At 59.8% G+C, this 23,395-nt stretch carries 24 protein-coding genes; 11 read left to right on the top strand and 13 right to left on the bottom strand.

Annotated features, from left to right (window positions below; all coding sequences use genetic code 11):
• Positions 1 to 9: 9 nt before the first annotated feature.
• Positions 10 to 1,269: a DNA methyltransferase gene (locus HV742_RS23505; protein ID WP_054473440.1), complete on the bottom strand. Its 1,260-nt coding sequence runs from the start codon at positions 1,267 to 1,269 to the stop codon at positions 10 to 12.
• Positions 1,270 to 1,358: 89 nt separating this feature from the next.
• Between HV742_RS23505 and HV742_RS23500 the strand changes: the two genes are divergently transcribed.
• From HV742_RS23500 to HV742_RS23470, 7 genes are all read left to right on the top strand, one after another.
• Positions 1,359 to 2,195 carry a hypothetical protein gene (locus HV742_RS23500; protein ID WP_175146503.1) on the top strand — a complete coding sequence of 279 codons (837 nt, stop codon included), beginning with the start codon at positions 1,359 to 1,361 and terminating at the stop codon, positions 2,193 to 2,195.
• Positions 2,196 to 2,496: 301 nt separating this feature from the next.
• Positions 2,497 to 2,805, top strand: a complete 309-nt coding sequence (locus HV742_RS23495) for a hypothetical protein (RefSeq protein ID WP_054473438.1) — start codon at positions 2,497 to 2,499, stop codon at positions 2,803 to 2,805.
• 14 nt (positions 2,806 to 2,819) lie between these two features.
• The gene (locus HV742_RS23490; RefSeq protein WP_254601229.1) at positions 2,820 to 8,903 is read left to right on the top strand and encodes a helicase-like domain-containing protein; all 6,084 of its coding nucleotides are present in this window, start codon (positions 2,820 to 2,822) and stop codon (positions 8,901 to 8,903) included.
• A gap of 176 nt (positions 8,904 to 9,079) precedes the next feature.
• Entirely contained in the window at positions 9,080 to 10,210 is a 1,131-nt protein-coding gene (locus HV742_RS23485) for a hypothetical protein (RefSeq protein ID WP_175146502.1), read from the top strand.
• A gap of 4 nt (positions 10,211 to 10,214) precedes the next feature.
• On the top strand, positions 10,215 to 10,538 hold the full coding sequence (locus HV742_RS23480) for a hypothetical protein (RefSeq protein WP_175146501.1): 324 nt from the start codon (positions 10,215 to 10,217) through the stop codon (positions 10,536 to 10,538).
• A 717-nt stretch (positions 10,539 to 11,255) separates the two neighbouring features.
• Positions 11,256 to 11,438 carry a hypothetical protein gene (locus HV742_RS23475; protein ID WP_175146500.1) on the top strand — a complete coding sequence of 61 codons (183 nt, stop codon included), beginning with the start codon at positions 11,256 to 11,258 and terminating at the stop codon, positions 11,436 to 11,438.
• A gap of 4 nt (positions 11,439 to 11,442) precedes the next feature.
• Positions 11,443 to 11,886, top strand: coding sequence for a hypothetical protein (locus HV742_RS23470; protein WP_217482417.1), 444 nt, complete (start codon positions 11,443 to 11,445; stop codon positions 11,884 to 11,886).
• Between the two features lie 94 nt (positions 11,887 to 11,980).
• On the opposite strand, the gene HV742_RS23465 is transcribed toward HV742_RS23470, so the two are convergent.
• The 10 genes from HV742_RS23465 to HV742_RS23420 form a co-directional block, all read right to left on the bottom strand.
• The gene (locus HV742_RS23465; RefSeq protein WP_175146499.1) at positions 11,981 to 12,616 is read right to left on the bottom strand and encodes a hypothetical protein; all 636 of its coding nucleotides are present in this window, start codon (positions 12,614 to 12,616) and stop codon (positions 11,981 to 11,983) included.
• A 494-nt stretch (positions 12,617 to 13,110) separates the two neighbouring features.
• Positions 13,111 to 14,337, bottom strand: coding sequence for a tyrosine-type recombinase/integrase (locus HV742_RS23460; protein WP_175146498.1), 1,227 nt, complete (start codon positions 14,335 to 14,337; stop codon positions 13,111 to 13,113).
• A gap of 10 nt (positions 14,338 to 14,347) precedes the next feature.
• The gene (locus tag HV742_RS23455) at positions 14,348 to 15,130 is read right to left on the bottom strand and encodes a hypothetical protein (protein ID WP_175146497.1); all 783 of its coding nucleotides are present in this window, start codon (positions 15,128 to 15,130) and stop codon (positions 14,348 to 14,350) included.
• A gap of 1 nt (position 15,131) precedes the next feature.
• Complete coding sequence (locus tag HV742_RS23450; protein WP_054473431.1) at positions 15,132 to 15,749, bottom strand: hypothetical protein; 618 nt, start codon at positions 15,747 to 15,749, stop codon at positions 15,132 to 15,134.
• 274 nt (positions 15,750 to 16,023) lie between these two features.
• Complete coding sequence (locus tag HV742_RS23445; RefSeq protein WP_054473429.1) at positions 16,024 to 16,419, bottom strand: hypothetical protein; 396 nt, start codon at positions 16,417 to 16,419, stop codon at positions 16,024 to 16,026.
• Between the two features lie 118 nt (positions 16,420 to 16,537).
• A complete protein-coding gene (locus HV742_RS23440; RefSeq protein WP_175146496.1) occupies positions 16,538 to 17,068 on the bottom strand; it encodes a hypothetical protein in 531 nt (176 codons plus the stop codon).
• 77 nt (positions 17,069 to 17,145) lie between these two features.
• On the bottom strand, positions 17,146 to 18,276 hold the full coding sequence (locus HV742_RS23435) for a hypothetical protein (protein ID WP_175146495.1): 1,131 nt from the start codon (positions 18,274 to 18,276) through the stop codon (positions 17,146 to 17,148).
• A 104-nt stretch (positions 18,277 to 18,380) separates the two neighbouring features.
• Complete coding sequence (locus HV742_RS23430) at positions 18,381 to 18,566, bottom strand: hypothetical protein (protein ID WP_054473426.1); 186 nt, start codon at positions 18,564 to 18,566, stop codon at positions 18,381 to 18,383.
• A gap of 129 nt (positions 18,567 to 18,695) precedes the next feature.
• On the bottom strand, positions 18,696 to 19,211 hold the full coding sequence (locus tag HV742_RS23425) for a hypothetical protein (RefSeq protein ID WP_175146494.1): 516 nt from the start codon (positions 19,209 to 19,211) through the stop codon (positions 18,696 to 18,698).
• A complete protein-coding gene (locus HV742_RS23420) occupies positions 19,208 to 19,429 on the bottom strand; it encodes a hypothetical protein (protein ID WP_054473424.1) in 222 nt (73 codons plus the stop codon). Before HV742_RS23420 ends, HV742_RS23425 begins: the two co-directional genes overlap by 4 nt.
• A gap of 503 nt (positions 19,430 to 19,932) precedes the next feature.
• Here HV742_RS23420 and HV742_RS23415 point away from each other — a divergent pair.
• On the top strand, positions 19,933 to 20,262 hold the full coding sequence (locus HV742_RS23415; protein WP_175146493.1) for a hypothetical protein: 330 nt from the start codon (positions 19,933 to 19,935) through the stop codon (positions 20,260 to 20,262).
• A gap of 95 nt (positions 20,263 to 20,357) precedes the next feature.
• On the top strand, positions 20,358 to 21,029 hold the full coding sequence (locus HV742_RS23410) for a hypothetical protein (protein ID WP_175146492.1): 672 nt from the start codon (positions 20,358 to 20,360) through the stop codon (positions 21,027 to 21,029).
• Here HV742_RS23410 and HV742_RS23405 read toward each other — a convergent pair.
• On the bottom strand, positions 21,026 to 22,021 hold the full coding sequence (locus HV742_RS23405; protein WP_175146491.1) for a hypothetical protein: 996 nt from the start codon (positions 22,019 to 22,021) through the stop codon (positions 21,026 to 21,028). The two genes, HV742_RS23410 and HV742_RS23405, sit on opposite strands and share 4 nt — an antisense overlap.
• 51 nt (positions 22,022 to 22,072) lie before the next feature.
• Positions 22,073 to 22,495, bottom strand: coding sequence for a hypothetical protein (locus HV742_RS23400; RefSeq protein ID WP_175146490.1), 423 nt, complete (start codon positions 22,493 to 22,495; stop codon positions 22,073 to 22,075).
• Between the two features lie 131 nt (positions 22,496 to 22,626).
• On the opposite strand from HV742_RS23400, the gene HV742_RS23395 reads away from it, so the two are divergent.
• Entirely contained in the window at positions 22,627 to 22,947 is a 321-nt protein-coding gene (locus tag HV742_RS23395; protein WP_175146489.1) for a hypothetical protein, read from the top strand.
• Positions 22,902 to 23,264 carry a hypothetical protein gene (locus HV742_RS23390; protein WP_175146488.1) on the top strand — a complete coding sequence of 121 codons (363 nt, stop codon included), beginning with the start codon at positions 22,902 to 22,904 and terminating at the stop codon, positions 23,262 to 23,264. Before HV742_RS23395 ends, HV742_RS23390 begins: the two co-directional genes overlap by 46 nt.
• Positions 23,265 to 23,395 lie beyond the last annotated feature (131 nt).

Here is a 23,395-nt window from a genome sequence, read left to right as displayed (position 1 = left end):
CACCTATTCTCATTTGAACCGCCCTGCCAGCTCTGCGAACGCCGGGTCTATCGTGTAGCCCGGACGTGACTGAAACCGCTCCGCGCTAGCGCGGAGATACTCATAGATCCACTCGACGACCACCCAGCGCCGGCGCAGGTTTTCCGCAGCCATACCCAATTTCACGGTGCCACCGCAGATGTCGACCACCAGGTCGTCCTCTCGCGACAGGTAGCGGATGAAAAACTCCACCACGGCCAGAGGCATCATTGCACCGTGCACCGGAAGTCCAAGTCTCAGTGCATCCCGCCGATACTGCTGCGTGTCGGCGCACTTGTGCCCGAAGGTCAGAACGTTGCGCGGAATTCGGCCCTCGGTCTTGTTGTTATATGAGGTCTTGCGAAGTCGATACGCGCCGTCGCCATATGTCTTGTCGCGGTCGCAGTAGCCCTGCAGGGCTACTCGGTCTAGGAATTGCTGATGTCGTTGCGTATGGGGCAAGAGAACTCCCCGATTGTCGGCGCGAACTCGAGACGGGTCGTTCGTGAGCCAGTAGATCGGCTCGTAGGCGGTGTTTAAGTGGACACGTTGAATGCTTGCCCATTGCACCGGCCCTGGGGGCTTGCTAGGGTTATGCCATATGAACTCATCCATTTTGTGCAAGCCCAGCCGATCATGCAGATCCAGCAGCAACCTTTCCCGGTAGAGAGAGCGCGAAGGCAACCCAGGAATGAACGCGTCATTGGTGATGCTCAATACAATCGATCCCCCGGGAAGCAATTTCTGAACCACCGGTTCCAGTGCGCGGCACACGAAGTCGCGATATTCCGATTCGTCCGACGGATTCCCATATGCCCGCGGTTTGCGCAAGAAGTACGGGACCGACGTCATGCAAAGAGCAATTGGGGTATCCAGGTCCGGGAACACGTCTTCGCACGCGCCCCAGATCGCTACACCCAGCGTTGTGCTGAATGCGACCATCTTGACCCCGCCTTGCATCCGATGCAGGTCATTCTTGAGGCCTTCCGTAAAGCGCCAAACTCCGCGGCTTGTTTGGTCCCGCGTGAGGACGCCCAAATGCTTCAACGTTTGCTGATGCCACCGCACTGCGCGCTGAAAGACGTTATGCAACTGGCCCTTGATTGTCACTGTTTCGGCCAGCTGCTCGTGCTCTACACCAGCCCGTTCCGCTACGCGTTTGTACAGCGTAGTGTTGTCGAGACAGCCGTCGGGTGCGTCGGCGTAAACCGCTGCGACGTGATCGAAGAGATCCAGATTTCGTTGGGTCATGTTGCGCTCGAATCGTCAGTGACAATTTTCACTGGTGAAAAAACTAAGGACGGTGCTATATTGCATTAAATATTGCACAAAGGCTAGCCATGTCTACAACTGAAATCAGCTCTACCGATATCTCCAAGGCGCGGTCGCTGTTGGTCGCACTTGACGCTGCCATACTGGAAGGCGACGCGCCTACAGCGCTTGACGCACATCTTGCTTACGATGCGTTGGTGCACAGCCTGAACGGCGATTCCGCGTTGGGCACCTATGCTGACGAACGTAGCCCTGGCCTACTCTTGCAGAAGGAGTTGAAGGCAGCGGCCGGCGAGACCCCCCTGTGGGGCCAGCACGGCGAATTTCTCATCGTAGTGAAGGGCACGCCGGCTTACGTTGAATACCGCCCAACTTCGTGGCTTCACGGTATTACCTTCCATGCAGTGCGAAATGCGCCGTTTATCTCGCCCACTGGTTTTCAGTCCGCGTTTCTCTCGGGGACCCCCGCAAAAGACCACCGCGGCCAGAGCGTGAGGGACGTGGCTGAGGCCCTTTTCGCAGAAAGCCTGGCCAAGCACAAAAAGCCGGTCTACCCGGAGAAGGTCTATGCGGACTATGCCGCCCTGCCCTTTGTGGTGCGCGAACTGGGCGCCCTGGAGGTCGCGATTGCTGTGGGCCAACACGTAGTCATCCTGGCGACTAAGCAACCGGGCTTGGTAGTCCGCGTACAGACCAGAAAGGGAAAGCTGCCACTCTATATTGTGGCCACCTTGGAAGGCACCAAAGCGTCGCCTCAAATCACGGAGGCATCGTATGGCTACGGCGACATTTCGGTTCTGACCGACGAGCAAGCGCGCTCGCTGAACAACCCTGTGAAATTCCTCACCGTCGGCATGGTGAGCGCCATACGGGCCATCAAGACACCAGAGAATGCTGCTTTTTAGCGGATGCGGCATTGTGCAATAAATATTTAACTACGGGTGCGGTAAGAGCACGGTTCCACACCCCACGAGTTTGATGGTCAACATGGAGGCCGATCTCCTACCGAGGCCTCATCGACGGTTCGCCGTCGGTGAGGAAGTCAACTCCCCGGTTAAAGAGCGGTCTCCATGGCTAGAAAGAAAGCACCCGTTTTCGACGAGAATCAACTCGGCTTCGACTTCGACTTTACCCAGCGCCTAGACGCGGCTGAGCGTCTGAACGCGCAACTCTCAATTCCAGATAATTCCGACCAAGGAACGAATAATGCTGACAGCCAAAACGCAACCTCTGCAGCACGCCAAGCAGGTGTTGTTGCCTACGACTATCGAAGCGGTGAGACGCCAGCCGTACAACCGCTTTGGTTGGACGATTCTCGACCGCTGGGCATACAACAGCCCGAATCAGCTCAAGGCGCTGGAGAACCTGGGCGAGGTGGTCTTGCTCGGCAGGCTGCTCGAGCAGCAGGACACCGAACAGCAGGCCCTGACAACGGCCGCGGCGATCGATTCTCTCAGTCAAGGCTCCATGGCGCACGAGATCTTGCAGGCCTTGGAGATCAAGACGGAGCTGTAAGCACCGCCGATGGCTTGCACCAGAATGTCCCCGCCGAAGGCGTCGCCGCGAACTCGGTCGATCGGACGGTTTCAGAACGTAGACTGACCAGGCGCCTGGCGGAGGCAAATGGGGACCGCGCGGCCCTGCTGGCGCTGAGCCGCATTCTGGATGACGCCACCGACGTAATGAACGGGGTCGATTTCCCAGGCGACGTTGCACGCGAAGCGCTAGATTTCGCGGAGCGGATCGACTTAGCACTCGCGGGAGACCTATCGCTGCGCGACGTCCGCGACGAGGCGTTGCAGCTGCTGGAGGAATGGCTCCGGCGAGATGATATCGACGAAGCCCGCTCCATGTTGGCCGGTGTTGAAGACGCGCTGCGTGCCGGCATCGATCGCGCAACTTCTGTCCCTCCGCAAGTCGACCAGTCGAGCGTAGCGCCGCAGCAAGCTGCCAGCGCCATGGTCGAACTTGTTGACGATGAAGATGAATTCGATCGGCTTCAGGCCGACATGGCCGGTGAAGAGCCAGAACATGCCGCACTGATGGCGTTGAGCCAGATCCTGGATGACGCTACCGATGTAATGAACGGGGCCGACTTCCCGGGTGAGCTTGCACGGGAAGCGCAGGACTTCGCTGAACGGATAGATTTGGCGCTCGCGGGAGACGTGCCGCTCAGTTCAGTGCGAGCAGAGGCGATTGAGTTACTTGGCGAATGGCTGAAACGTGATGATATCGACGAATCTCGCTCCGCACTCGCGGGTGTCGAGAATGTGCTGCGACGCAGCTTGGGCCGGGCCCCCGCAGCCTACGATACCCCCCCGCCGGACGCCAAGCCGGTAACCCAACTTGCTACCGACTACATCATCACCGAACGTGACCAGCTGGGCGCCGGCGGCGCCCGCACCAAGTTTCGGGACAACGTTGCCGCTATTCGCACTCTTCGTGACTTGGAGGCTGCGGGGCGAGCCCCAACCGCCCAGGAGCAAGCCAAGCTCGTGCGGTACGTCGGCTGGGGTGGATTGCCTCAAGCGTTCGACCCCAACAACGTCGAGTGGGCCGACCAGTACCGGCAGGTCGTCGAATTGCTGCCTCGTGAGCAGTACGAAGCGGCTCGACGTTCCACTCAAGACGCGCACTACACCGGCGAGTCCGTGGTGCGTGGCATGTACCAAGGGCTGCGCCGCCTAGGATTTACTGGTGGGCGAATTCTGGAGCCCGCTGCCGGCACCGGCCATTTCATCGGGATGGCCCCCGACGAGGTGCGAGGGTCGAGCCAGTTCACCTCCGTCGAACTAGACCCGGTCACCGCCCGCATTGCCAAACACCTCTATCCAAACGCTACGGTTATCAACCGTGGGTTCCAGGAGGTGACTATCCCGTCGAACCATTTCGACGTGGTGATAGGTAACCCCCCTTTTGGAAGCCAACGCGTCTACGACGCCCGCCACCCCGACCTGAGCCAGCTGTCAATTCACAACTACTTCATCGCCAAGTCGATCGACAAGCTTCGTGATGGCGGCGTGGGAGCATTCGTCGTCAGCAATTACTTCTTGGATGCTGCCGATTCCAAGGCGCGCGAATTAATCGCGAGTCAAGCGAATCTGCTGGCGGCCGTTCGGTTGCCCAACACCGCATTCAAGCAGAACGCGCTCACAGAAGTGACGACGGACATACTGTTCTTCCAGAAGCGCTATCCAGGACAGTCAGCGGATCTCGCGTGGACAGAGACCGTCAAGCAAAACGACCCCGCAACCGGCGAGGAGTATTCGCTGAATCGATATCTGGTGGAACACCCGGAGCAGATGTTGGGACAGATGGGGCTGCAAGGGAGCATGTATCGGGCGAACGTCCCTGCCCTCATCGGCCGGCCGGACATGGACCTCGCTGAGGGCATTGCCGGGGCGCTGGCGGCGCTCCCGGCCGGTATCTATCTGCCGTATCAGGAACATGGTGTCGCGCATGATGACGGCCTTGGCACGTCGCTGAACGTCGAGGTTCCTGCGCATACCAAGATTGGTGCGTATTTCCTGCTTCCTGACCGTCGCATCGCTCGGCGCGTTGACGACCATATCGACGTCCCTAGGGCCCAAGTCGTAGTTCCGAGAAACGATCGTGCTGGCGAGCGGATCCGCGGCCTGGTCGAGGTGCGCGCCAGCCTAAGAAATCTAATGACAGGCGAGCAGTCGGAGCACACAAAGGATGATGAACTTACGCGTCTACGACTTGACTTGAACCGCACCTACGATCGCTTCGTGAAGCGCCATGGCTTCATCAGCAGCGCGGCGAATAAGCAGGCATTCCACGACGATCCTGAATATCCCCTCTTGCATGCGCTCGAGCGCAACTACGACAAGGGCGTGTCACGGGAAGTTGCGAGGAGCACCGGGGCGGATCCGCGTCCAGCCAGTGCTGATAAGGCGGCCATTTTCACGAAGAGGGTAATGAGCCCACATCGGGAGATTCGTCAGGCTCAAACAGCAAAGGACGCAATGGTCGTGTCAATGAATGAACTCGGCCGTGTGGACGTGGGCTTTATGACCCGCATCTCTGGCAAGATGCAGCACGAGTTGCTATCGGATCTGCAGGACCTGGTCTACCAGGTGCCGACGACCGGCGAGTGGCAGACGCGCGACCAGTACCTTTCAGGCAACGTCAAGGAGAAGCTGGCGCTGGCCAAGGCGGCAGCCCAACAGGATCCTGCCTTTTTGGCTAACGTGCATGCCCTGAACAAGGTGCAGCCGCCGGACATCGACGCCGTCGACATTAGTGTCAGTCTGGGCACGACCTGGGTGCCGGCGGAAGTCGTCGACCAGTTCATCGCCCACTTGCTCGGGGACGTTCGGCGCAACGTCTCATATCAACCTGCCATGGGCAAGTGGATTGCGCAGATCCGTGAACCGGCGAACGTCACGATGGCGCGATCGCAGTGGGGCACGCCAGATATTCCGGCCAACGAACTCATCTCCAGCATTCTGACGGGTCGCCCGATTCAGGTGAAAGAAGAAGTTGGGCGCAACGATAACGGCAGCATCATCTACCAGATCAACGAGACTCAGACGGCGGTAGCCAACCAGAAAGCCGATGAAATTCGGCAAGCTTTTGTTGATTGGATATGGGACGACAAGGCGCGGCGTGAGAAGTTGACTTACCTGTACAACGAGCGCTTCAACACAAATGTCCCGCCACAATACGATGGCTCCCACCTGACGCTTCCTGGCTCGTCGCTAGCGATTACGCTTCGACCACACCAAAAAAACGCCATCTGGCGCGGCATTCAAGATGGTGGTGCCCTATTTGATCACCGCGTTGGAGCTGGCAAGACGATAGTCTGCGTTGGGACAATTATGGAATCTCGACGCATGGGCCTCATGAAGAAGCCTATGGTTGTCGTGCCCAATCATCTGCTTCTGCAGTGGAAGGATGCGTTCTATGAGTTGTATCCCAACGCAAATATCCTAGTCGCTGAGAAGACGGACTTCACGAAGGAGAACAGAGAGAAGCTGTTCGCTAGTATCGCCACGGGTGCGTGGGACGCCGTGATCGTCGCGCATTCATCGTTCAAAAAAATCGGCATGCCGGCTGACACACTCGACCTCATCTTGAACGAGCAAATCACCGACCTATCGACGTCTATTGTTCAGATGAAGAATGAAAGCGGGGACCGAATCACCATCAAGGAGATGGAGAAGGCACGCGACCGCATGCAGGCACGTCTTCAGCGCGCCGCCGAGACGGGCAGCAAGGATCGCGCAGTGTCGTTCGCCGATTTGGGCGTTGATGCCTTGCTTGTCGATGAAAGCCACGAGTTTAAGAACCTGTTCATCACCACCACGATGACGCGTGTGTCGGGCCTGGGAAATCTATCCGGCAGCGATAAGGCATTCGATCTCTTCGTCAAGGCCCGCCACGTACAGCGTACCAATGACGGGCGCGGCGTGTTCTTTGCCACTGGGACGCCCATTTCCAACACCATCGCAGAACTCTACACGGTGCAGCGATACATGCAATACGACGAGATGAAGGCGCGTGGTGTTGTGCATTTCGACGCATGGGCGTCCACCTTTGGGCAGGTGGTTACAGGCTGGGAACTTGATGCGACTGGTGTCAACTATCGGCTCAACTCGAGATTTGCGAAGTTTCAGAACGTGCCCGAGTTGGTGAACCTCTACAGGAGCTTCGCCGACGTGATTACCAAGGCCGACCTGGAGGCTCAGGCCGCGGCTCAGGGCCGGCGGTTTCCCGTGCCGAAGCTGCGCGATGGACGTCCGGCCAACATCATCGTCGAACGGTCGGATGCCCAAGCAAGGTTTATGGGTATCCAGCGGCCCCAACTGGATGGCCATGGTGCTCCCATGTTCCGGGCTGACGGCACACCAATCCTCAACTGGAACGAAGGCAGCATCATCCACCGGATGGAGAATCTCCCCGATGATCCGCGAATCGACAACCCGTTGAAGATCACCAATGATGCCCGAAAGGCAGGCCTGGACTACCGTCTTATTGACGCGGACGCGCCAGACTTCGCGGGAAGTAAGGTCAATGCCGCCGTCGACAGAATCGTCGACGTCTATCGCAGATGGGACGCTCGCAAGGGTACGCAGTTGGTCTTCTGCGATCTAAGCACGCCCAAGAACATTGGGGCTGAGGGGCCCAAGCATGTGCCAGCGCCGGACGGCGTAGACGTTGACCAGGCCGAGGACCAGGCTGAAGAACTACCCGCCGTTTCGATGGATGACTTGCTGGCACAAAGTGCCGGCTTTAGCGTCTACAACGATGTGCGCGACAAGCTCATCAACCGTGGAATTCCTGCAGAGCAGATCCGGTTTATCCACGAGGCAAACACAGACATCAAGAAGGACAAATTGTTCGCTGCGATGAACAACGGTGACGTGCGTGTTCTCTTGGGGTCTACGGCCAAGATGGGTGCCGGTACCAACGTGCAACGGCTGCTGGTCGCATCGCACAATCTCGATGCACCTTGGCGCCCTAGCGATCTTGAACAACGCGACGGCCGTATTGAGCGCCAGGGAAATGCGTTCTATGAAGCGGATCCCGACAACTTCGAAATAGAAATTTACCGGTATGCGACGAAGCAGACTTACGATGCGCGAATGTGGCAAACGATCGAGACAAAGGCTTCGGGCATCGAACAGTTCCGCCGCGGCGATTCATTGCAACGCGTAATCGAAGATATCGCGGGCGAATCTGCAAATGCAGCGGAAATGAAGGCGGCGGCGACAGGCAATCCGCTTATTTTCCAGCAGGTGAAGCTGTCGGCGGACTTGAAGAAGTTGGAAGCTGTTTTTTCAAGCTACAAGCGTGGCCGCCACTCGTTGGAGAGCCGGATCGCGTGGTTAGGAAACGCGGACCGCCGCGCCAATGAAGTGATCTCTGACGCTCAACTCGAGATTGCAATGCGGGACAAGCACACCACAGAGGATTTCAAGTTCACCGTAGGAGCTCGCACATTTGGGAAAGACCAGCAGGATCAACTTCTCCATCACGTCTTATCCGGAATGAAGGAAGCGATCGAGTGCAAGACTAGCAATCTTGCAGACCAGATCAATCCGATCCGCATTGGTGACTATCGTGGCTTTCAAGTGTCAGCTTATTGCGAACGCGACGTGCTCAGGTTCCAGCTGAAAGGTGCCGGGTTGCATGCGCCGGACAACCTCAGATATGACAAGCAAGATGAATTCAAGCTGAGTGGGTTTTTCAGCCGAATCGACAATTACCTAGGTCGCCTCGAGACGCGAATCGAAGACGCAGATCGGCGGCGAGAGACAGAACTCGCGGAGTTGTCCAATGCGAAAGCGGAGTTGGCCAAGCCGTTCGCGCAGCAGGAGCAGTTGGAGGTACTTCGAAAGGATGTCGCTGATGTTATGACTGAACTTAAGAGGAGCCAGGCGAATCCGGCCTACGTGTCAGATTGGGTACCGCGAAGCTCGCTGACCGAGGCGAAGCGTGTGATCCAGGTAGTCCAACACGGGGGACAGGGTGACAGCGTGCCAGTCGTGGCGCAGCCAACAGCGAATCCTGCGCCTGCCATGCCGGACGGTCTGGAGAACTTGACGCGCTCAAACGCCCCATCACCGCGGCGACAGGCGCGATGACTACCGGCGCGCGCTGCGGCCGTAGCCGTGTGAAGACCTGCGGCTGCGCGCGCGCCCGCCAACCTGCCTCCAGGGCTTGCCCAACCGGGGCAGGTGCCGCACCCCTGCACTTGTCGCAATTGCAGTGTTTGCAATAAATATTGCATAATTCGGCATCAACTCGTAAAGGTATATAAATGATGCACAAAGCTCTGAGTGCGTTGGTCAGCCGGGCGCGGGCTTTGCGCTTTGATCGCATCCCCAGCGGAGTGCTGCTGGCGCTACGCCGCTATGGTCCGGAATTGGCTATAGCGCTCGGCTGCTACGCAGCGATTAGTTCGCCCTCGAGCGCTGCTCCAATGAACGCTGCTGTTGTTGAGCTACTTCAGTGGGTGAGCAACTTGGGCGCTATTGCGGTGGTCGTGATGCCCCTTTTCCATCTCTGGTGGGACGGCATTGCTTCACTCGGAGCCTATTTCATTCGCGTCGCGCGTGGCATGGCGGTCTATGTGCTGCTTGTTGCAGCGATTCGCCGCTTTGGGGACGAGCTTTACCAGTGGGCTGTTTCGAATCCAAGCGAACTCGGCATGCTGGTTGTTGTAACCTGCTCCGTGCTGTTGATCTTAAGGGCCATGCGCGGTGACCGTGTCTACTCGCAAGCGCAAGGGCCTACCTACGCTGCGGCCGGGCTGCTAGGGCGGTTCTCCGCACGGAACCTGAGCGGCCGTGACCGGCAGTTCGCCGCGGCTCACGAAGTGGGCCACGCCATCCTCCATGCTGCGCTCCCCAAACTGCCGGCCGCTTTCAACGTGAGGATCTTCCGGGAGCCCAACAACGAAGGCACCGCTGGGCAAGTTGTTGCGACCTTCAGCGAAGACCTATTTGTTCAAGCGGACTTTGCCGAGTGGTACATGTTGATGCTGCTCGCCGGCAAGGCTGCAGAGGCGCATGTAATGGGTAATACAGCGCTTGGCAGCGCTGGCGACTACACACGATGGACCGAACTGGCCCGGGATTACCTGGCCAATCACCAGGCGGGAATCTACTATGGCCGGCCTCGCGACATGTTCGACCATCAGCACAACGAGGCGCGCCTGGCATCACTTCAGGCACAGCAGCTCAAAACCTTAAGGGACTTCCTTCGTCTCAACTCCGATGTCGTGAATTCACTCGTCGCGCAACTGGTCGATCAAGGCTCGTTGACAGCTGACGATGTGAGACCATTATTCAACCGTGTCGCATTCCCGGAAGGATTCCCTTTGCAAAGGAGTATGGACGAAACACCATACGGGGGATCGGTGGGGGAAGCCGGCGCGGCTAAGGAGTAGGCCATTGGCAACGCAAATCCACCCCGTGCCTGGCACCTTTCTGCGGCCGGTGGCGCGCCTTCACGATTTCCTCTTTTGCTACGAGGTGGTGCGCGCACTGCCTGAAGACGAAGAAGGGCCAGGTCACTGGACCGTAAGGCGTTGGGGACTCAGCGCCGAACGTCAGCCGTACCAGGATGATGGCCCCCGTGGACATAAGGCGCTGCACTACCTCACAAACATGGAGCGCGTCGCGCCAGGTGTCTGGAAGGACGCAACTTCGCACGACTACGAGCCACTCTACTATCGCATTATCGACGTGGGCGGCCAGAAAGATCTCTTTTCTTGAGTATCGCGACGTCGGTCCCGGCGAAGGCCAACCGTTGGTTTCCGCGGCGATCTTGTCTTGCAGATGTATTATCGTGCGCTTCATTATTCTCGTACACATACCTCCCGCGCATGGAATGTGCGTGGTAACCCGGAGAGTCGCATCCATGCTTCGCCGAACGAAGACCTGCCTGCCGATAGTCGCAGCCCTGCTTCTGATTGACCCCATTGGCAGCGCCCGCGCCGCCGAGTCGCTAGCCGTGACATTCGCCTTCGAAGCATCAAAGGTGTCTAGCGCAGCTGTTCCCGCACCTCGCACCGCCGGCCCCACGACCCTCCAGCTGGAGCACAAGGCGGACGCAGCCACCGTGACCTATGCAGACCAAAGGACTACGCCGTACAGTCCCGCATGGTGCGCCGATACGGCGCAGTCAACAGAGCGCAGTCGGGCCCAGTCCATGACGGGGTTTCGCCTTCAAGTTGGCTACGATGGTCAGTCTGATTCCGAGGTGTTCTTGAAAGTCGATCTCGACTTGTCGGAGCTGGAGGCGCTACACCTCCTGCCGGCGGGTAATTGCTACCGTGAATCGCCCGTTGTCTCTTCGACTCAGCTCAGGGGCACCTACGCTGTGCCGTTATCAGGCAAGGCCGTTTCCATACCACTCGCCAATGACGCAGGTGTGTTCGTACTACGGGTGGAAGGGGCTACTGGTAGCTAGATCACGCGTTGGTTTCGACCGTGATGAATGCTCCGCCTTCGCTGGCCCAGTTGAAAGCAGTCTTCATGATGCTGCCGGCGACGATCGTCGGGACGGGATTATCCTGGGGCTTTGACGACACCGAAGTCGGTGACGATATACACCGATTTATTGATGATAATAGGGAAGCCGTCGTTGCGCAGTTGGCCTATGCAAAGGTCTGACGCAGTGGATCTGCTGGTGCGACGAGTGATAGCAACCTTAGCGAGGAAAAATAAATGGTCGAACAGAATTGGATCGAACACGCATATCCGCTCAAACAGATCACAGTTCAACTTCAAGGCACGCGACACTATGTTCGCTAGCAGCAGACGAGATGTGGTGGTAAGTGAGACAGACATCGAAGCGGCACTCAACCATCTGAGGTCACGGCCTCACAGGACCCCGATGCCGTTGAGCTGGGATCGTGTGCGCCTGTTGAACCGCCTGCGCGAAGCCATCGGTCCACACCCTTCGGCCGACCAATACTACAGCATCGGACCGGGCCTGTTTGCGGTCGTCATGCCATTTGGTATCGACCTTGCCTCTTATGGTGAGCCGGATCACCGGCTGCAAATCTGGTTCCTCATCAGGCCTTGTGGCACCGATCCGACGCGAATTGCAATTCTGTGAACAGTGAGTTGTGGCGCCGCTCTTCCTTTCTATGATTGGACCGAACACCGCCACACCTTGTAAGCGGCGTCAGATGCCAGCCACTCTAGGCGGGTCAGAACGGCATCACTCTCGGATATTGTGGCGCCGGGATGTGGTCAGGTGTCGGATACAACAGAGCGAGAAGCTGAGCCACCAGTTGATCAACGCGGCGCTGTAGCTCTGCCAACGCGTCACCGATGGCAGGAACGTGCACCGGCTTACCTTGGAAGCGAAAGATCTTATCGTACGGATCGTAATGGCGCATCACGTTATGGTCCTTGGCGCCGTGCATTTCCGGTACTTCCCATGGCCCGATGCAGTCCTGCCAGTAGTCACCCGAGGCCTCCTGTTGAGCGGCCCATTGGTCTAACCGCTCGTCGAAGTGTTCTAGTCCATCACGCAAAGAGCGATCACACAATAGATGGTTTGAAGCAGGAAGGTCCAGCAGTTCGCGAAGCACTTCGGCACGCCGATGCCTGGCATCTCGCTTCTTGCCTGCTGGCCATAGAAGCCGGGATATGACGCCGGCGTGGGTCAGCAAACTGTGCATGTCACGGAAGAATGCTGCCGTTTGCACCTCGCCTTCTGCAACAGTTCGAGCCGTTGGATACGGCGATGGCCACTGCGTCAGCGAGCCGAGTGCGATTCTAGCCATGCGGCACTGCGCTTGAATCTCCTGCAGGTAGAGCAACCGGGGCAAATTGTCCATTGAAACCTCTGGCCGTGTTGGCGGGGTACGCATAGGAACGCCGCTCTGCCAAAAGCTTGCCGGCGCGGACGGAGGCTCGACATGCATCCATCAGAGCGGTCGCCCGATTTTTCACCAGAGCGGGTGGTCTGGTCAATTGGCGTTCAGACGGCTGCGCCCCGCCGCGTCGCGTAGGCTGTCGCACACGACGCTCCAACCGTGATGCCACCAGGCAATGACTTCGGCCGCGGTGGCCACGGAGTCGGATCCAATTACAGTGGCAACCTCGCGTGGTACACGCCGACCACCAATTTTCCCCTCATCATCATGGACCGTCGGGTCAATGGCGGCACGGCAGATCTCTTTGACCTGGCTGAGTGTGATTTGCACCGTTGTAGTCGTGCAAAAAAAGGCTCAGCTGCGCCGCCTGGACCGTTCGTACTTGTCCATCAGATGTAGCAAGCGGATCCCCTGCATCGTCAGGGTTAAACAGCCATCGCGACCAAAGCGGGGTGTTACCTAGGACGGTCCTCAAGAGCCCGCGCCACCTCAAGGAGGTCCAGGTTGGTATATACCATTGAGGTCGCCATGTCTGCGTGGCGTAAAGCCTCGGCAATCACGCGCGGATGCGCACCCTGCAGCGCCAGTGCCGTGCCATAGGTATGTCGTAGCCAGTGGGTCGATGCCCTCTTCAAGAGCACGGCCACCGGGCTGCCAGCAGTCTGAGCTTTGGCTGCGGCGTCGAACTCCTTACGAACAATGGCCCAGATGTTTTGCCGCGATCTGACCGCCAACCACATCCCTCGGCCTCGCCGCCCGCGCGCTGACTGGTACTTCATGTTATCTTCGGCCGCCGCGGTTTGAGGTGAAAGGATCAGCGCCTGCTCCTCGCCCGGCTGAGGCATGTCGGCCAAGCCAAACGCCCGACGATAGTTCATCAAAGCTTTGACGACGGTAGCGTCTAACACCACCCTGCCCTCGCGCCCTCCCTTCTGTTTGCGGACCGTCATGCCCCAGTACAGTCGAGCGTTCTGCGGATCGGAAAAGCTGAAGATGTCGGCCATGTCCGCACCGGCGACCTCGTCGGCGCGCAATCCAGTGCGCTCGATAAGCACCAGCAGGAAGGCATTGCGCCAATAAACTAGATGGTCACGCGCTGTGTGCTTCGTGCGGTCGTCCATACATTTGCGCACGATGGCCAACGCTTGCGCTGGAATGGCGTGACGCGCACCGGGGCCACCCCGCTGGGGGCTTTTCAGCTTAATTGTCGCGAATGGATTCGCGCGCACGTAGCCCGCCTGCTGCCAGAAGGTGAACATCGTGCCAAGAATCCGCGATGCTGCTGCGATGGCAGTCGGCCCGAACTTACCTGACCTAAAGGGAGTCCAGTCGGGCGCACCGTATTCGGCATGCGGCGGGCAAGGAAATCGCGCAGGTTGTTTGTTCAGGAAAGCAATGTAGCCGTTGGCATCTTGGAGATTCCAATGTGTGGGCTGCGCGGCGCCAACTAGTTCGCAATACCAACGCAGGCGGCGTACTTCGCGGCGATATGTACTGACGGTGGCCGGCGAGACGGGCCTGGCCGCAAGCGTAGTCAGCCATACCTCTGCTGCATCCCAGTCATTGCACACTGGCCCCAGGATATGGGAGTGAGCGGGGCCACTAATCTGAGTGGCCTGCACGTGAACGGGCTGGTCTATTGAAGAAGAAGCACTGGTTGGCAGCTGATTAGTCGAGGTCATGGGAGCGCGCTCAAGAAGACTGCTTGGCAGCGGAGACACGTTGTTGTAGCGCCGCGCTGCGCTGAGCAAGCGCGTCTCGTTCAGTTCTTACAGCAATCAACTCTTGGTCCCGTTGGGCCACTAGCTGCCGCGCAAGACGCAATTTCTCTTCCACGTCGCGTGTTTCGGCGCGAATGGAATCGACGCGCAGCATGTTCTGCCGGTTCTCCGCCCTAGCGCGGTCTTGCTCCTGGGCCAGCGCCTCGGTCAACCTTGTGCATTGTGTTTGCAGATGCGTCACGCTTTCGGCCAGCCCTGCAAGTTTCGCCGTGGCAGCGGCTGCTTCTAGAAGGGCTTCTTCCTTCACACGTTCAGCGGCTGCGGCCTGCGCTTCACGTAGCTGCAGCTGCTCACGGAAATAGTCGAGCTGCGCGGCATGGAAGCGGGCTAGCTCTGCTGTCATGGATACTGCTGTAGGCACCGATTGTTTAGGTCCAAATGGCTGTGCATCCCCCTCGTGATGCGGGGCGACGCTGCGGTTCGCCAAGGCCGTCGGCAAACTGTGCCTGTAGCGTGCGACTTCCTCTCCTACAGCCGTGGTCGACGGCGTTCGGTCGGCCAGTTGTCGAAGCAGCTGGCGAATCGTGGTCGCACCCAACATTTCACCCGTGATGGAGTGAAGCACGGGCAGGATCTCTCGGACGAACTCCCGGCCTGTGCAGTTTGGGCCCAGCTTGGCGTCGATCTCTTGCGCCGCCGTGCGGATGCGGCGTGCCTGGTGGTCGGGGAGTGGAAGAATGGAGCGGCGTCCCATTCTAGTTCACCGCCATGCCCAAGCGCGCCAACGCAGTGCGCAATTGCTCGCTATCGCCTGAGGAATACGTGGGCCACGGAGCCAGAGGTTTACCCATGGGCACCCCAAAGAGAACTAGCGATGGGCAGCGATATCGCGCTGGCTCGCTAGCCAAGTCCGCGAGCACCAGATCATAGGGGCATGAAATGTCAATCTTGCCGGTGAGCTGCAGAGCGGAGACATAGCTCACCGCAGATTTTTCGGGGCTGCGGAAGAACCAGAGATGATCGCCGACTACAAAGCACATATAGACGCCAGCGATCAGGGCCGCAGTCCATGCAGGTCGCGCGGCGGTTAGCTGGCCTGGCACCTTGGCCGGAAGATGAACCAGGCGCACCGCGGCCAGCAGCAAGGTCAGTATTCCCCCTGCCAGGAAGCCCCAGACCGACCAGTTCGTGCTGTCCAACTGCACTGAGATCAGGTTCATGCGGGTGAGCATGCCCCAAAGGGATCCGTAGGCTAATGCCGACCCGGCAAGCATGTGCGCCAGCGCCCAGCCCCACTGTCCGCGTGCCAACGAGTGCACGGTGGTATATAGGTGCAGGATCGCCAGGAATAGTAAGGCAATGAGAAAGATCATGAGATTCCGAGCTAGGCGTTATGGCTGTAATGGGCGCGGCTGGGCCGGAGCGTAAGCTCCTACTGGCACCCGCTACGGCTTTGGAAGGTTGCCTTGCTGCAGACATCGAGCGACGCTTGCGCCTCGACCGCACCCCACGCGCATGCCGCAGCGAATACGGTCGCGGAGATAAAGATCGCTGCGCGCCCCTTCATAGCCGCACCGAGCGCTACCAGAACGCTCGCCACGAGGCAGACGATGAGAAAGAACTTTGCAAATTCCATAGAATTACTTCTCACTTTGCAGCGGGTGCGGTGCTCTCCCGCATGACGAGCAGTAGCCGCGCTTCGTCGACCAGCTGGGCCAGCATGCCGGCGCCAATCTCGCCGGCATCGCGATTCAGGCCGGCCAGGCGCTGCAGGAGCGCCGTGACCGGATCCTGGTCGGCCGGACGGTTGAACGCCTCGGCATGGCCGGGCATGGCCTTGGCCAGCGCCTTCAGGCGCATACTGTCCAGGTGCTGCTGGCCGCCGTGCGTGGTCACGTTGTGCCAGAACATGTAGACGCCGTGCGCCACGCCGGCACGGCGCACTTGGATGGCGGGGTCGGTCGCTGGCGCGCCGCCGGCGATATCCTGCAGTTCGCGCTCGGCCGCGGCCGTCAGTTGCTGATAGTTCCAAGTCTTGAGCATTGTCGTGCCTGTGTCGGTGAGGTTGGTAGCTAGATGGCCCGGCCCGAGTTCAGACTGGACCGGGCGCGGCGGCGCGATCGAGTGCGGCCCACAGCGCCGGATCTGCAACGCGCCGGCTCTACCAATTGCCCTTTCGCAGTGAAGCGAAGGCTCCTGTGTAGTCGAAATGAATCAGCGCATGCAGATCACGCTGCCGCGTCGCGCTGCAGGACTTAACGCTATCCTGGTAGAAATATGTCGAGCGCGAATTCTGTAGATCCTCGATGATGTCCCCCCAGCGCACGTCATAACTTTCAGGCGCTTCGCCAGGCTCGCTGTCGTACTGAGCAAGGAGGGTGTACTGTCGCATCGCTATCCAGCCCGTCCCCCCCGGCTCAGGCCTGAACCGATACAGTAGACCTAACTTCGCATCGAGCCGCGCCAGTGCCTCGGTGGGTGTATCCCCTCGCGTGGCAGGGAACAGCGGATTGCTCCAAAGAAAATCTTGCACCTCGGTGCCCTCGAAATCGTTTCCTTCCAACATGCTGAAAAGGTACTCGGTCGCTGAGCGTGGCGCTACTATTGCGCGGAAATCGCCGCCGTAGCGCTCTTTCTCTACGCCGAGATGATCGGACGAGGCGGCCAGATATTTATTCAGGTTGTCGAACATTCTTTCGATCCTCTGCAATCATCAACATTCGCGTTCCTGTGTCGGTGAGGTTGGTAGCCAGACGACCCGGCCCGAGTTCAGACTGGAGCGGGCCCGGCGGCGTGATCGAGTGCCGCCCACAGCGCCGGATCTGCAACGCGCTGCCTGGCCTCGGCCGGCAGCGTATGGGCCGCCCTGTCGAAAGCCGCCAGCGCGGCGGCCTGGTCGGCGCCATCCAGAACTCGGGCCACGACCAGGTCTAACACCGGCGCTTCGACGTACCACGCGGAAGGCTTGACGCTAGAAAGCCACGGCTGCAGATGGTCGACCACGGCGCGTTGGCCGGCCAGAACGCGACCTAGCTGCGCCACGGCATGGCGCACGGCGCCAGCCTGGCCAGGCTCCAGCGTCACCGTGAAGCCTTCGCGGTAGTCCGTCACTCCTGGGGCGTACCTGGCCATAAACGGCGATTGCGCGGCGCAGTTGAGCACGTCGCCCTCGATGCGGATTTCGTCCAGGTCAAAGCTGAGTCGCTCCTCCGCGTCCAGGCCCAGGCTTGCGCCCCGGTCGCGGTCCTTACCGGTGGCCTGGGCGATGGCCTGCGTCGTAGCCGATACGTGGATATCAATTTGGTCACGTCCGCCGGATGGATGCACGTTGATGACCAGGCGATCGCCCACGATCAGAAAGCCCTTGTGGTGCCGAATGGGCGTTACGGTGGGCGCGGCTGCGGCCTCAGCCTGCGGCTTGGCAGCGCGCTGCGTCGCCGGCGCGGACTCGCCCGCGGCGATGCCGGCGGCGGGCACAAGCGCGAGCGAGGCGTATTGCGACGAGTGATCGAGCTGGGCGGTCATCCAGGCCGCGTACAGCGCTGCCGCCTCGGGCACCAGGAACACGGGGGCTCGGACCCAGCCTTCGACCTTGTCGCCCATCCAGGCGCTTTCAAAGAGGCGGTCGACCTGCCGCTCAGAAGACCCGTCGGCCACCAGTTCCAGCGCCGAGGTGAGGTTGCAGTAGGCCTGGTCCAGTTCCTGGAAGGCGGCCGGGAACATCGCCTGCAGGGCGCGCCTGATCGCGAGGTGGGCAGCATCCCGGCCGGCCGCGCGCACGAATATCGTGAAGGGATCGCTGCCAGTGTCCTCGGGCAACGAATCGACCTGGGCGCGCCAGAGATTACGCCACCCATGCGGCAGGGTCTCAAGATAGGTGTGCGGGTCGGATGCGGTCATGGCTTTTCCATGTGGGCGTGCGGGGTGCGCTTCGGACACGGCCATCGGCGTGCCGGCGCGGGCGTCCAGGACTGGGCGGCGAGCAGCGTTCAAGCGGGGGCCAATTAGCTTCCGCCCCAGGCCTCCAGCGTCAGGCACGGCTGCAAGTTTTCCGTAGCGGGCACCTGCACCACCCGAACGTCGCGGGTTTCGTACTGCAAGCGCGGATTCTGCAGGTCGGGATACGCAATGACAACTTCCAGTTCACCGGGCAGATCCTTGAGTGCCAGACGAAGGTCTTCAACGGTCATTCCACTCATAGCAAGGCTCCAATGTGTTGTTGCGAGGTGTGGTGTACGAGGCCGGCCGAGCCGCCCTCTTCGCGCCAGAGGCCTGGCAGGGCCTGTGGCGGCGTGTCGGTGTGCGTGTGTTCCATCGCCCTACTCCTTCATCTGCACGCTCGAACGGATCGTGCGCGCAAGCTGGAGCAGCATTGCGAGAATAGCCATGCAAGCGCTGGTGACAGGCGCTGCCGTGGCGGCAGCGGCCAAGAAGGTCGTGATAGCCGCAGCGGCATTGACCGCCCAGCTATCCGCGCCGGGTCGCACTGGCGCCCAATATTCCAGGCCTAGCGGAAACCAGTGAAACCAGACGTAGATGAACCACAAGCAGGCTGAGGCGCTCACGCCCCTGACGACCTCAGACATGGCAGTCTTGTCGCGGGTGGCGAGCATGCCGGCGACAAGCGTGAGCACGGCCACGACGACAGACACCTTCAGGGCGCGCTGCGGATCCGCATCGACAAGCAGATAGGCCGGGTAAAGCAGGGCAAGAAACACGGCATACCCTGCCCCGTCGAGCCACCGGCCGGCCGAGTCAGAATTCGGCTTGCCTTGGCGCCCTGCCCCGGGGGGGCTCGCGGCGGGGAGGGCAGGCGGGGGCAGTTGCACGGTCATTGCTGCGGCTCCGACGCGGTGCACGGCACCAGCAGATCCGGCCAGACCTGCCAGCGCAGCTCGGGCTGCTCGCGCCAGGGCTCGCCCTGCTTGGCCACCACCACCATGCCGGGCGTGGTCGCCGGCACATCCAGGCGCACCAGGCCGGCCAGGCCGCCCTCTTCCCGCCAGAGGCCCGGAAGGGCCTGTGGCGCTGCGTTCTTGTGCGTGTGTTCCATCGCCCTACTCCTTCATCTTCAAGCGCCTGAGCGCCATTGTGGGGGCCCTGCGGGGGCTGGCGCCCTGCAGGCGCGCGTTATCAGAGGATATTACGGGTGGCGCGGCGCTTTTTTTAGCGCATGGAGGCCACTCTACCAGGGTTATTTAACCCGGGTCAACAAAATCTCTTAGACATATCCGGGCATATGTCAAAGAGTTTGGCGAGGGTCGTTTGCTCGATCGGTGGCCGCGTAGTGCTACGCGGGTAGCACATAGTGCTATCAAATGTGGGTATACTTGGACTGGGTTCGGATCCTGCACGCAGACGTCTGAACCGCCTGCAAACGCTGGCCCTGTGGCCGGCGCCGTGGTCCACAGCGGATGAAGTGCGGGGACAGCGCCGGGCCAGCCGACGTAATCCCCGCAGCTAGGCAGTTCGCGCAGCCACCAGCAGCCCCATCGGCCGGGGCGCAGTTGAGCCCCTGCCCGCCCAGCTCCTAGAAACCACCATGAGGTATCCAGCATGTCCAAAGCAAGCGAATACGCGGCCCTGAAACGCCGCATCGAGGAATACGAAGCCGACCATCCCGACCTGGTCGTCCTGGCCGTCCAGGACAACCGCCTGGCCGTCTCCAGCGCCACCGCTGGCCGCGCGTCGCCCGACGCGCCCCTGGAGAAGGTGCTCTACAAGAAGAAGTCCGACGAGATCTGGCTGGTCCTGGCCAACGGCTACAGCTGGCGCGAGCGCAACGTTGCGTGGTCCGCCAACCTGCACGACGTCAAGGTGTATCCGCATCGCCCGCGGATGGATGGCCAGCCCAGCCGCGTGATCTTCGAAGAACTTGATTTCTAATCCGAAGCGGGGCCCGCGCGCCGCGCGTGGGCCTACTGGCGCCGGCGCCAGCCGCTGGTGTCCAATGCTGCAAACGATCCGCAAAGGTGTCCCCGATGTCCAATGAATTCGATCCCGACGCGCCCGGCCGAGCCCTGACCCGTTTGCCGGCCGGCGTGCATTCGGCCGATGGCAAGACCTTCAACGCTGAGATCTTCGGCAAACTCATGTTGGCCGCGCGCGCGCTGGTGCCCGTCACCTTGGTCCAGGTGGCGGCCGACACCAACATCCACCACAGCACCTTGTCCAAGATGGACAAGGGCAATCCTGTCGACCTGCAGAAGTGCGCCAAGGTGCAAAGCTATTTTGAGCACCGCGGCGTCGAATTCGTGGCAGGCACCCGTGAGATCGCCCTGCGCTTCGATCCGAACTTTCGTGCCGGCGGCGGCGTGGCCATCACCATCGACCCGACCATGCCGTCCGGGACGCGGATCATTCATCCCCGCGCCTTGAATCTCGATGACCTACTGGCAGAGTTGCAGCGGGCCGGCGTGCAGGTTCAAGGCGAGCCGGTGCTGCGTCAGATCCTGGATCTGGATCTGACCAACGACTGGTGCGGCGTCCTGGTGGGCCTGGCCCGAACTGGCCGTAAGAACGGCGTGCGCTTCATGCGGTCCGCCGCCGGCGGCCCGTCCGAAAGCGACCTGGTCGAGCGGCTACGCATTTTCCCCTTTGCCGATGACGAGGCCCGCCGTGTTTTCGTGCGGAACATTGTGGCGATCGACTAAGTCCGCTCAGAGTCCTTGAGCATTCTCCTATGGGCTTCTCGGCCGCCAGGCACCATCAATTCGTAAAAGCTGAGGTTTAGCGTTTGGGTGAACACGTCGGTGAAGTACTCAAAGGTGGCGAGTTCATGCAGGGTGATCGCGAAGTTCTGTCCCTTCTCGTAGTGGAAGAACATGCGGGCGTTGGAGCTACAAAAATCAGCAAGCTCCTGAGAGACGCCAGTTGCCCCGTGTATAAAGCAATTGCGTATCATCGCGATCCCGCCAAGAGTCTTCGCGTATGTGCAATAGTCGTGGTCACCTTCATAGGCGACGGGTATTGACAGGCCCGATTGCTGAATGAAGTTGTTGAACACTCGCTCGATGCCATCGTAGAGTTTTTTCCGATGCCAGGCGTCCAACCTCTCTTTCCAGAGCACGTTCCAATTTTCGAGATGTTGTTCGCTTTGATCGCGCGCCTTGTAGGCTTTTCTCAAATCGCTAAATTCGTCCCCTTTGCATATATTGAGTGGGTTGTGTTCGAGATACGTTCTGAAGAGCTTGAAAATAAATTCCTCGAGGCACGCGTATAGATTGCAGAAGCCCCAAGCCGCAAGCATCGGCATTGAGCTTTCATGGACCTTGGACGCGAAAGCGCCTTCCCACGTTCTAACATAGGTCTGAGCTGGGCCGGATCCGTCAGGCCGATTTCTAATTCCGATGATAGCGAAGGCTTTGCCACTTTCGAGCCATTCCGGGGAGCTATATTTTTCGGACGCGATTTGTAGGCCGTTTACGGAAACGGCCCATCGAAGAAATATGCTGTGAAATACACCGCCGAAATCCATCGTGATCGTGTTGGCTTCTTGGGCCCACTTGTGCTCTATGCCACCGTCCTGGTACTCGAGCCACTTTGGCTGGAATTGGCCCCCCTGCACAGTGCCAACGTCCATGATCGGAATCATCTGCCGTTCGATAAAATTGAGATCGGTCCATGAGGTAGTGTTGGCACTCATCTACTCGTCCCCGTTGCTGTTGCTACGGCTCATTTTTCGGGCAAGCCTTCCTCAGGCGCGCTGGGTGCGCAGTACACGATAGCGTTGCACCACCGCTACCTCGGTGACTTGTGCTGAGCCAGTTTTGAGATCCTCATATGCTCGAAATACGAGATGTGCGATTCTGTTGATATCGTCAGTCGGGTATTCGAGTTGAATTGCTGCGTTCGTGTCGCGAAGAAATTTTATCAACGCCTCTCTCGTGCCTTCCGCAGCAAAGTAATCGAGGGGATTAGGGGGGGTGTTTTGCACGATCTCCCAGACGCCGCTCTGGTGGCGGCGAAAGAGAACACTCTGTTTTTCACCAACGGCGATGCGCAAGACAATCCCGTGCTCATCTTCAGATAGCTTTTCCGCCACATGGGTGCTGTCGCCGGGCCTGCGAGTTTCGACCTCATGAAGAATGCGATTCAATTGCGTAGCTGAATAAGGCATGGTGTTTCTGATCGTTTCGACAAGGAGAAAGCGAGAATACCCCAGCTTGGCATGGCAGGAAATTGTTTGTGCACTTATCACACCCCGGGTGTCGCTGGCTGCGAGCCGCTGGCACGCCCCTCACCCGGCCCATGGCCGCGGCGCTGCAGATGGCGCCGGAGCTGGATGGGGTCGACCTCGTAGTAGTCTATGGCGAGACGGACGATAGCGTGGTCGATGCGCTGGCCAGGAGACATTTCCTGCACATCCTGGCCATGGCCGACGATGGCCTGGTGCTGACCTCGTTGGCCATTGATCGCAACGACCTGGGGCCTGCTTTGCATGAGCGGCGCGTCAGCGCGGCGACGAGCGCGGCATTGCTTGCGGCCGCTGGCCGTTGGCTACACCGGCCGGGCTCCCTAGAGAATTGCATTTCTATTGGAGCCAGGCGGGCCGGCCGGCCGGCGAGCTGAAGCAGGCGCAGCTGCGCAATACCGTAGCCAAGACTCTTGACGCCTGCCAGGCCGCGCTAGAGCTGGCTGGCGCGCGCTGTGCAGTCATGCCCGAAGGCGTGTCGGCGCCCTGGGAAAACAGCGACCTGGTCCACACCCTGTTGGTGGCCGCCGACGAGGACGAACTGGTTAGGTCCATGGACGGCCTGACCGTCGCTATCGAGTATCTGGCCTCAGAGCCAGGGCGCCTATGCCTGGAGGCGATCCGCCAAGAGCGCGCGGCATTCGAGAATGCCGCGGGCATTGATCCGCAGCTGCGTCCCATCAAGGAGACATAACAATGCCCAGCATGACAAAACGCAGTCCGGGGCTTATCGCCGCTGCTGGGCGGTTATGAAGTGGCTGCTTGCAATTTAATTACAAACTGTGTCAATGTAGCCATTGCCGCGAACTTTGTTTCGCGTGCGTC

The organism is Achromobacter ruhlandii (assembly GCF_902859695.1).
Lineage (GTDB): Bacteria > Pseudomonadota > Gammaproteobacteria > Burkholderiales > Burkholderiaceae_B > Achromobacter > Achromobacter ruhlandii.
The sequence above is the reverse complement of the archived record's forward strand: the minus strand, read 5'-3'. Positions and strand labels throughout refer to the sequence as shown.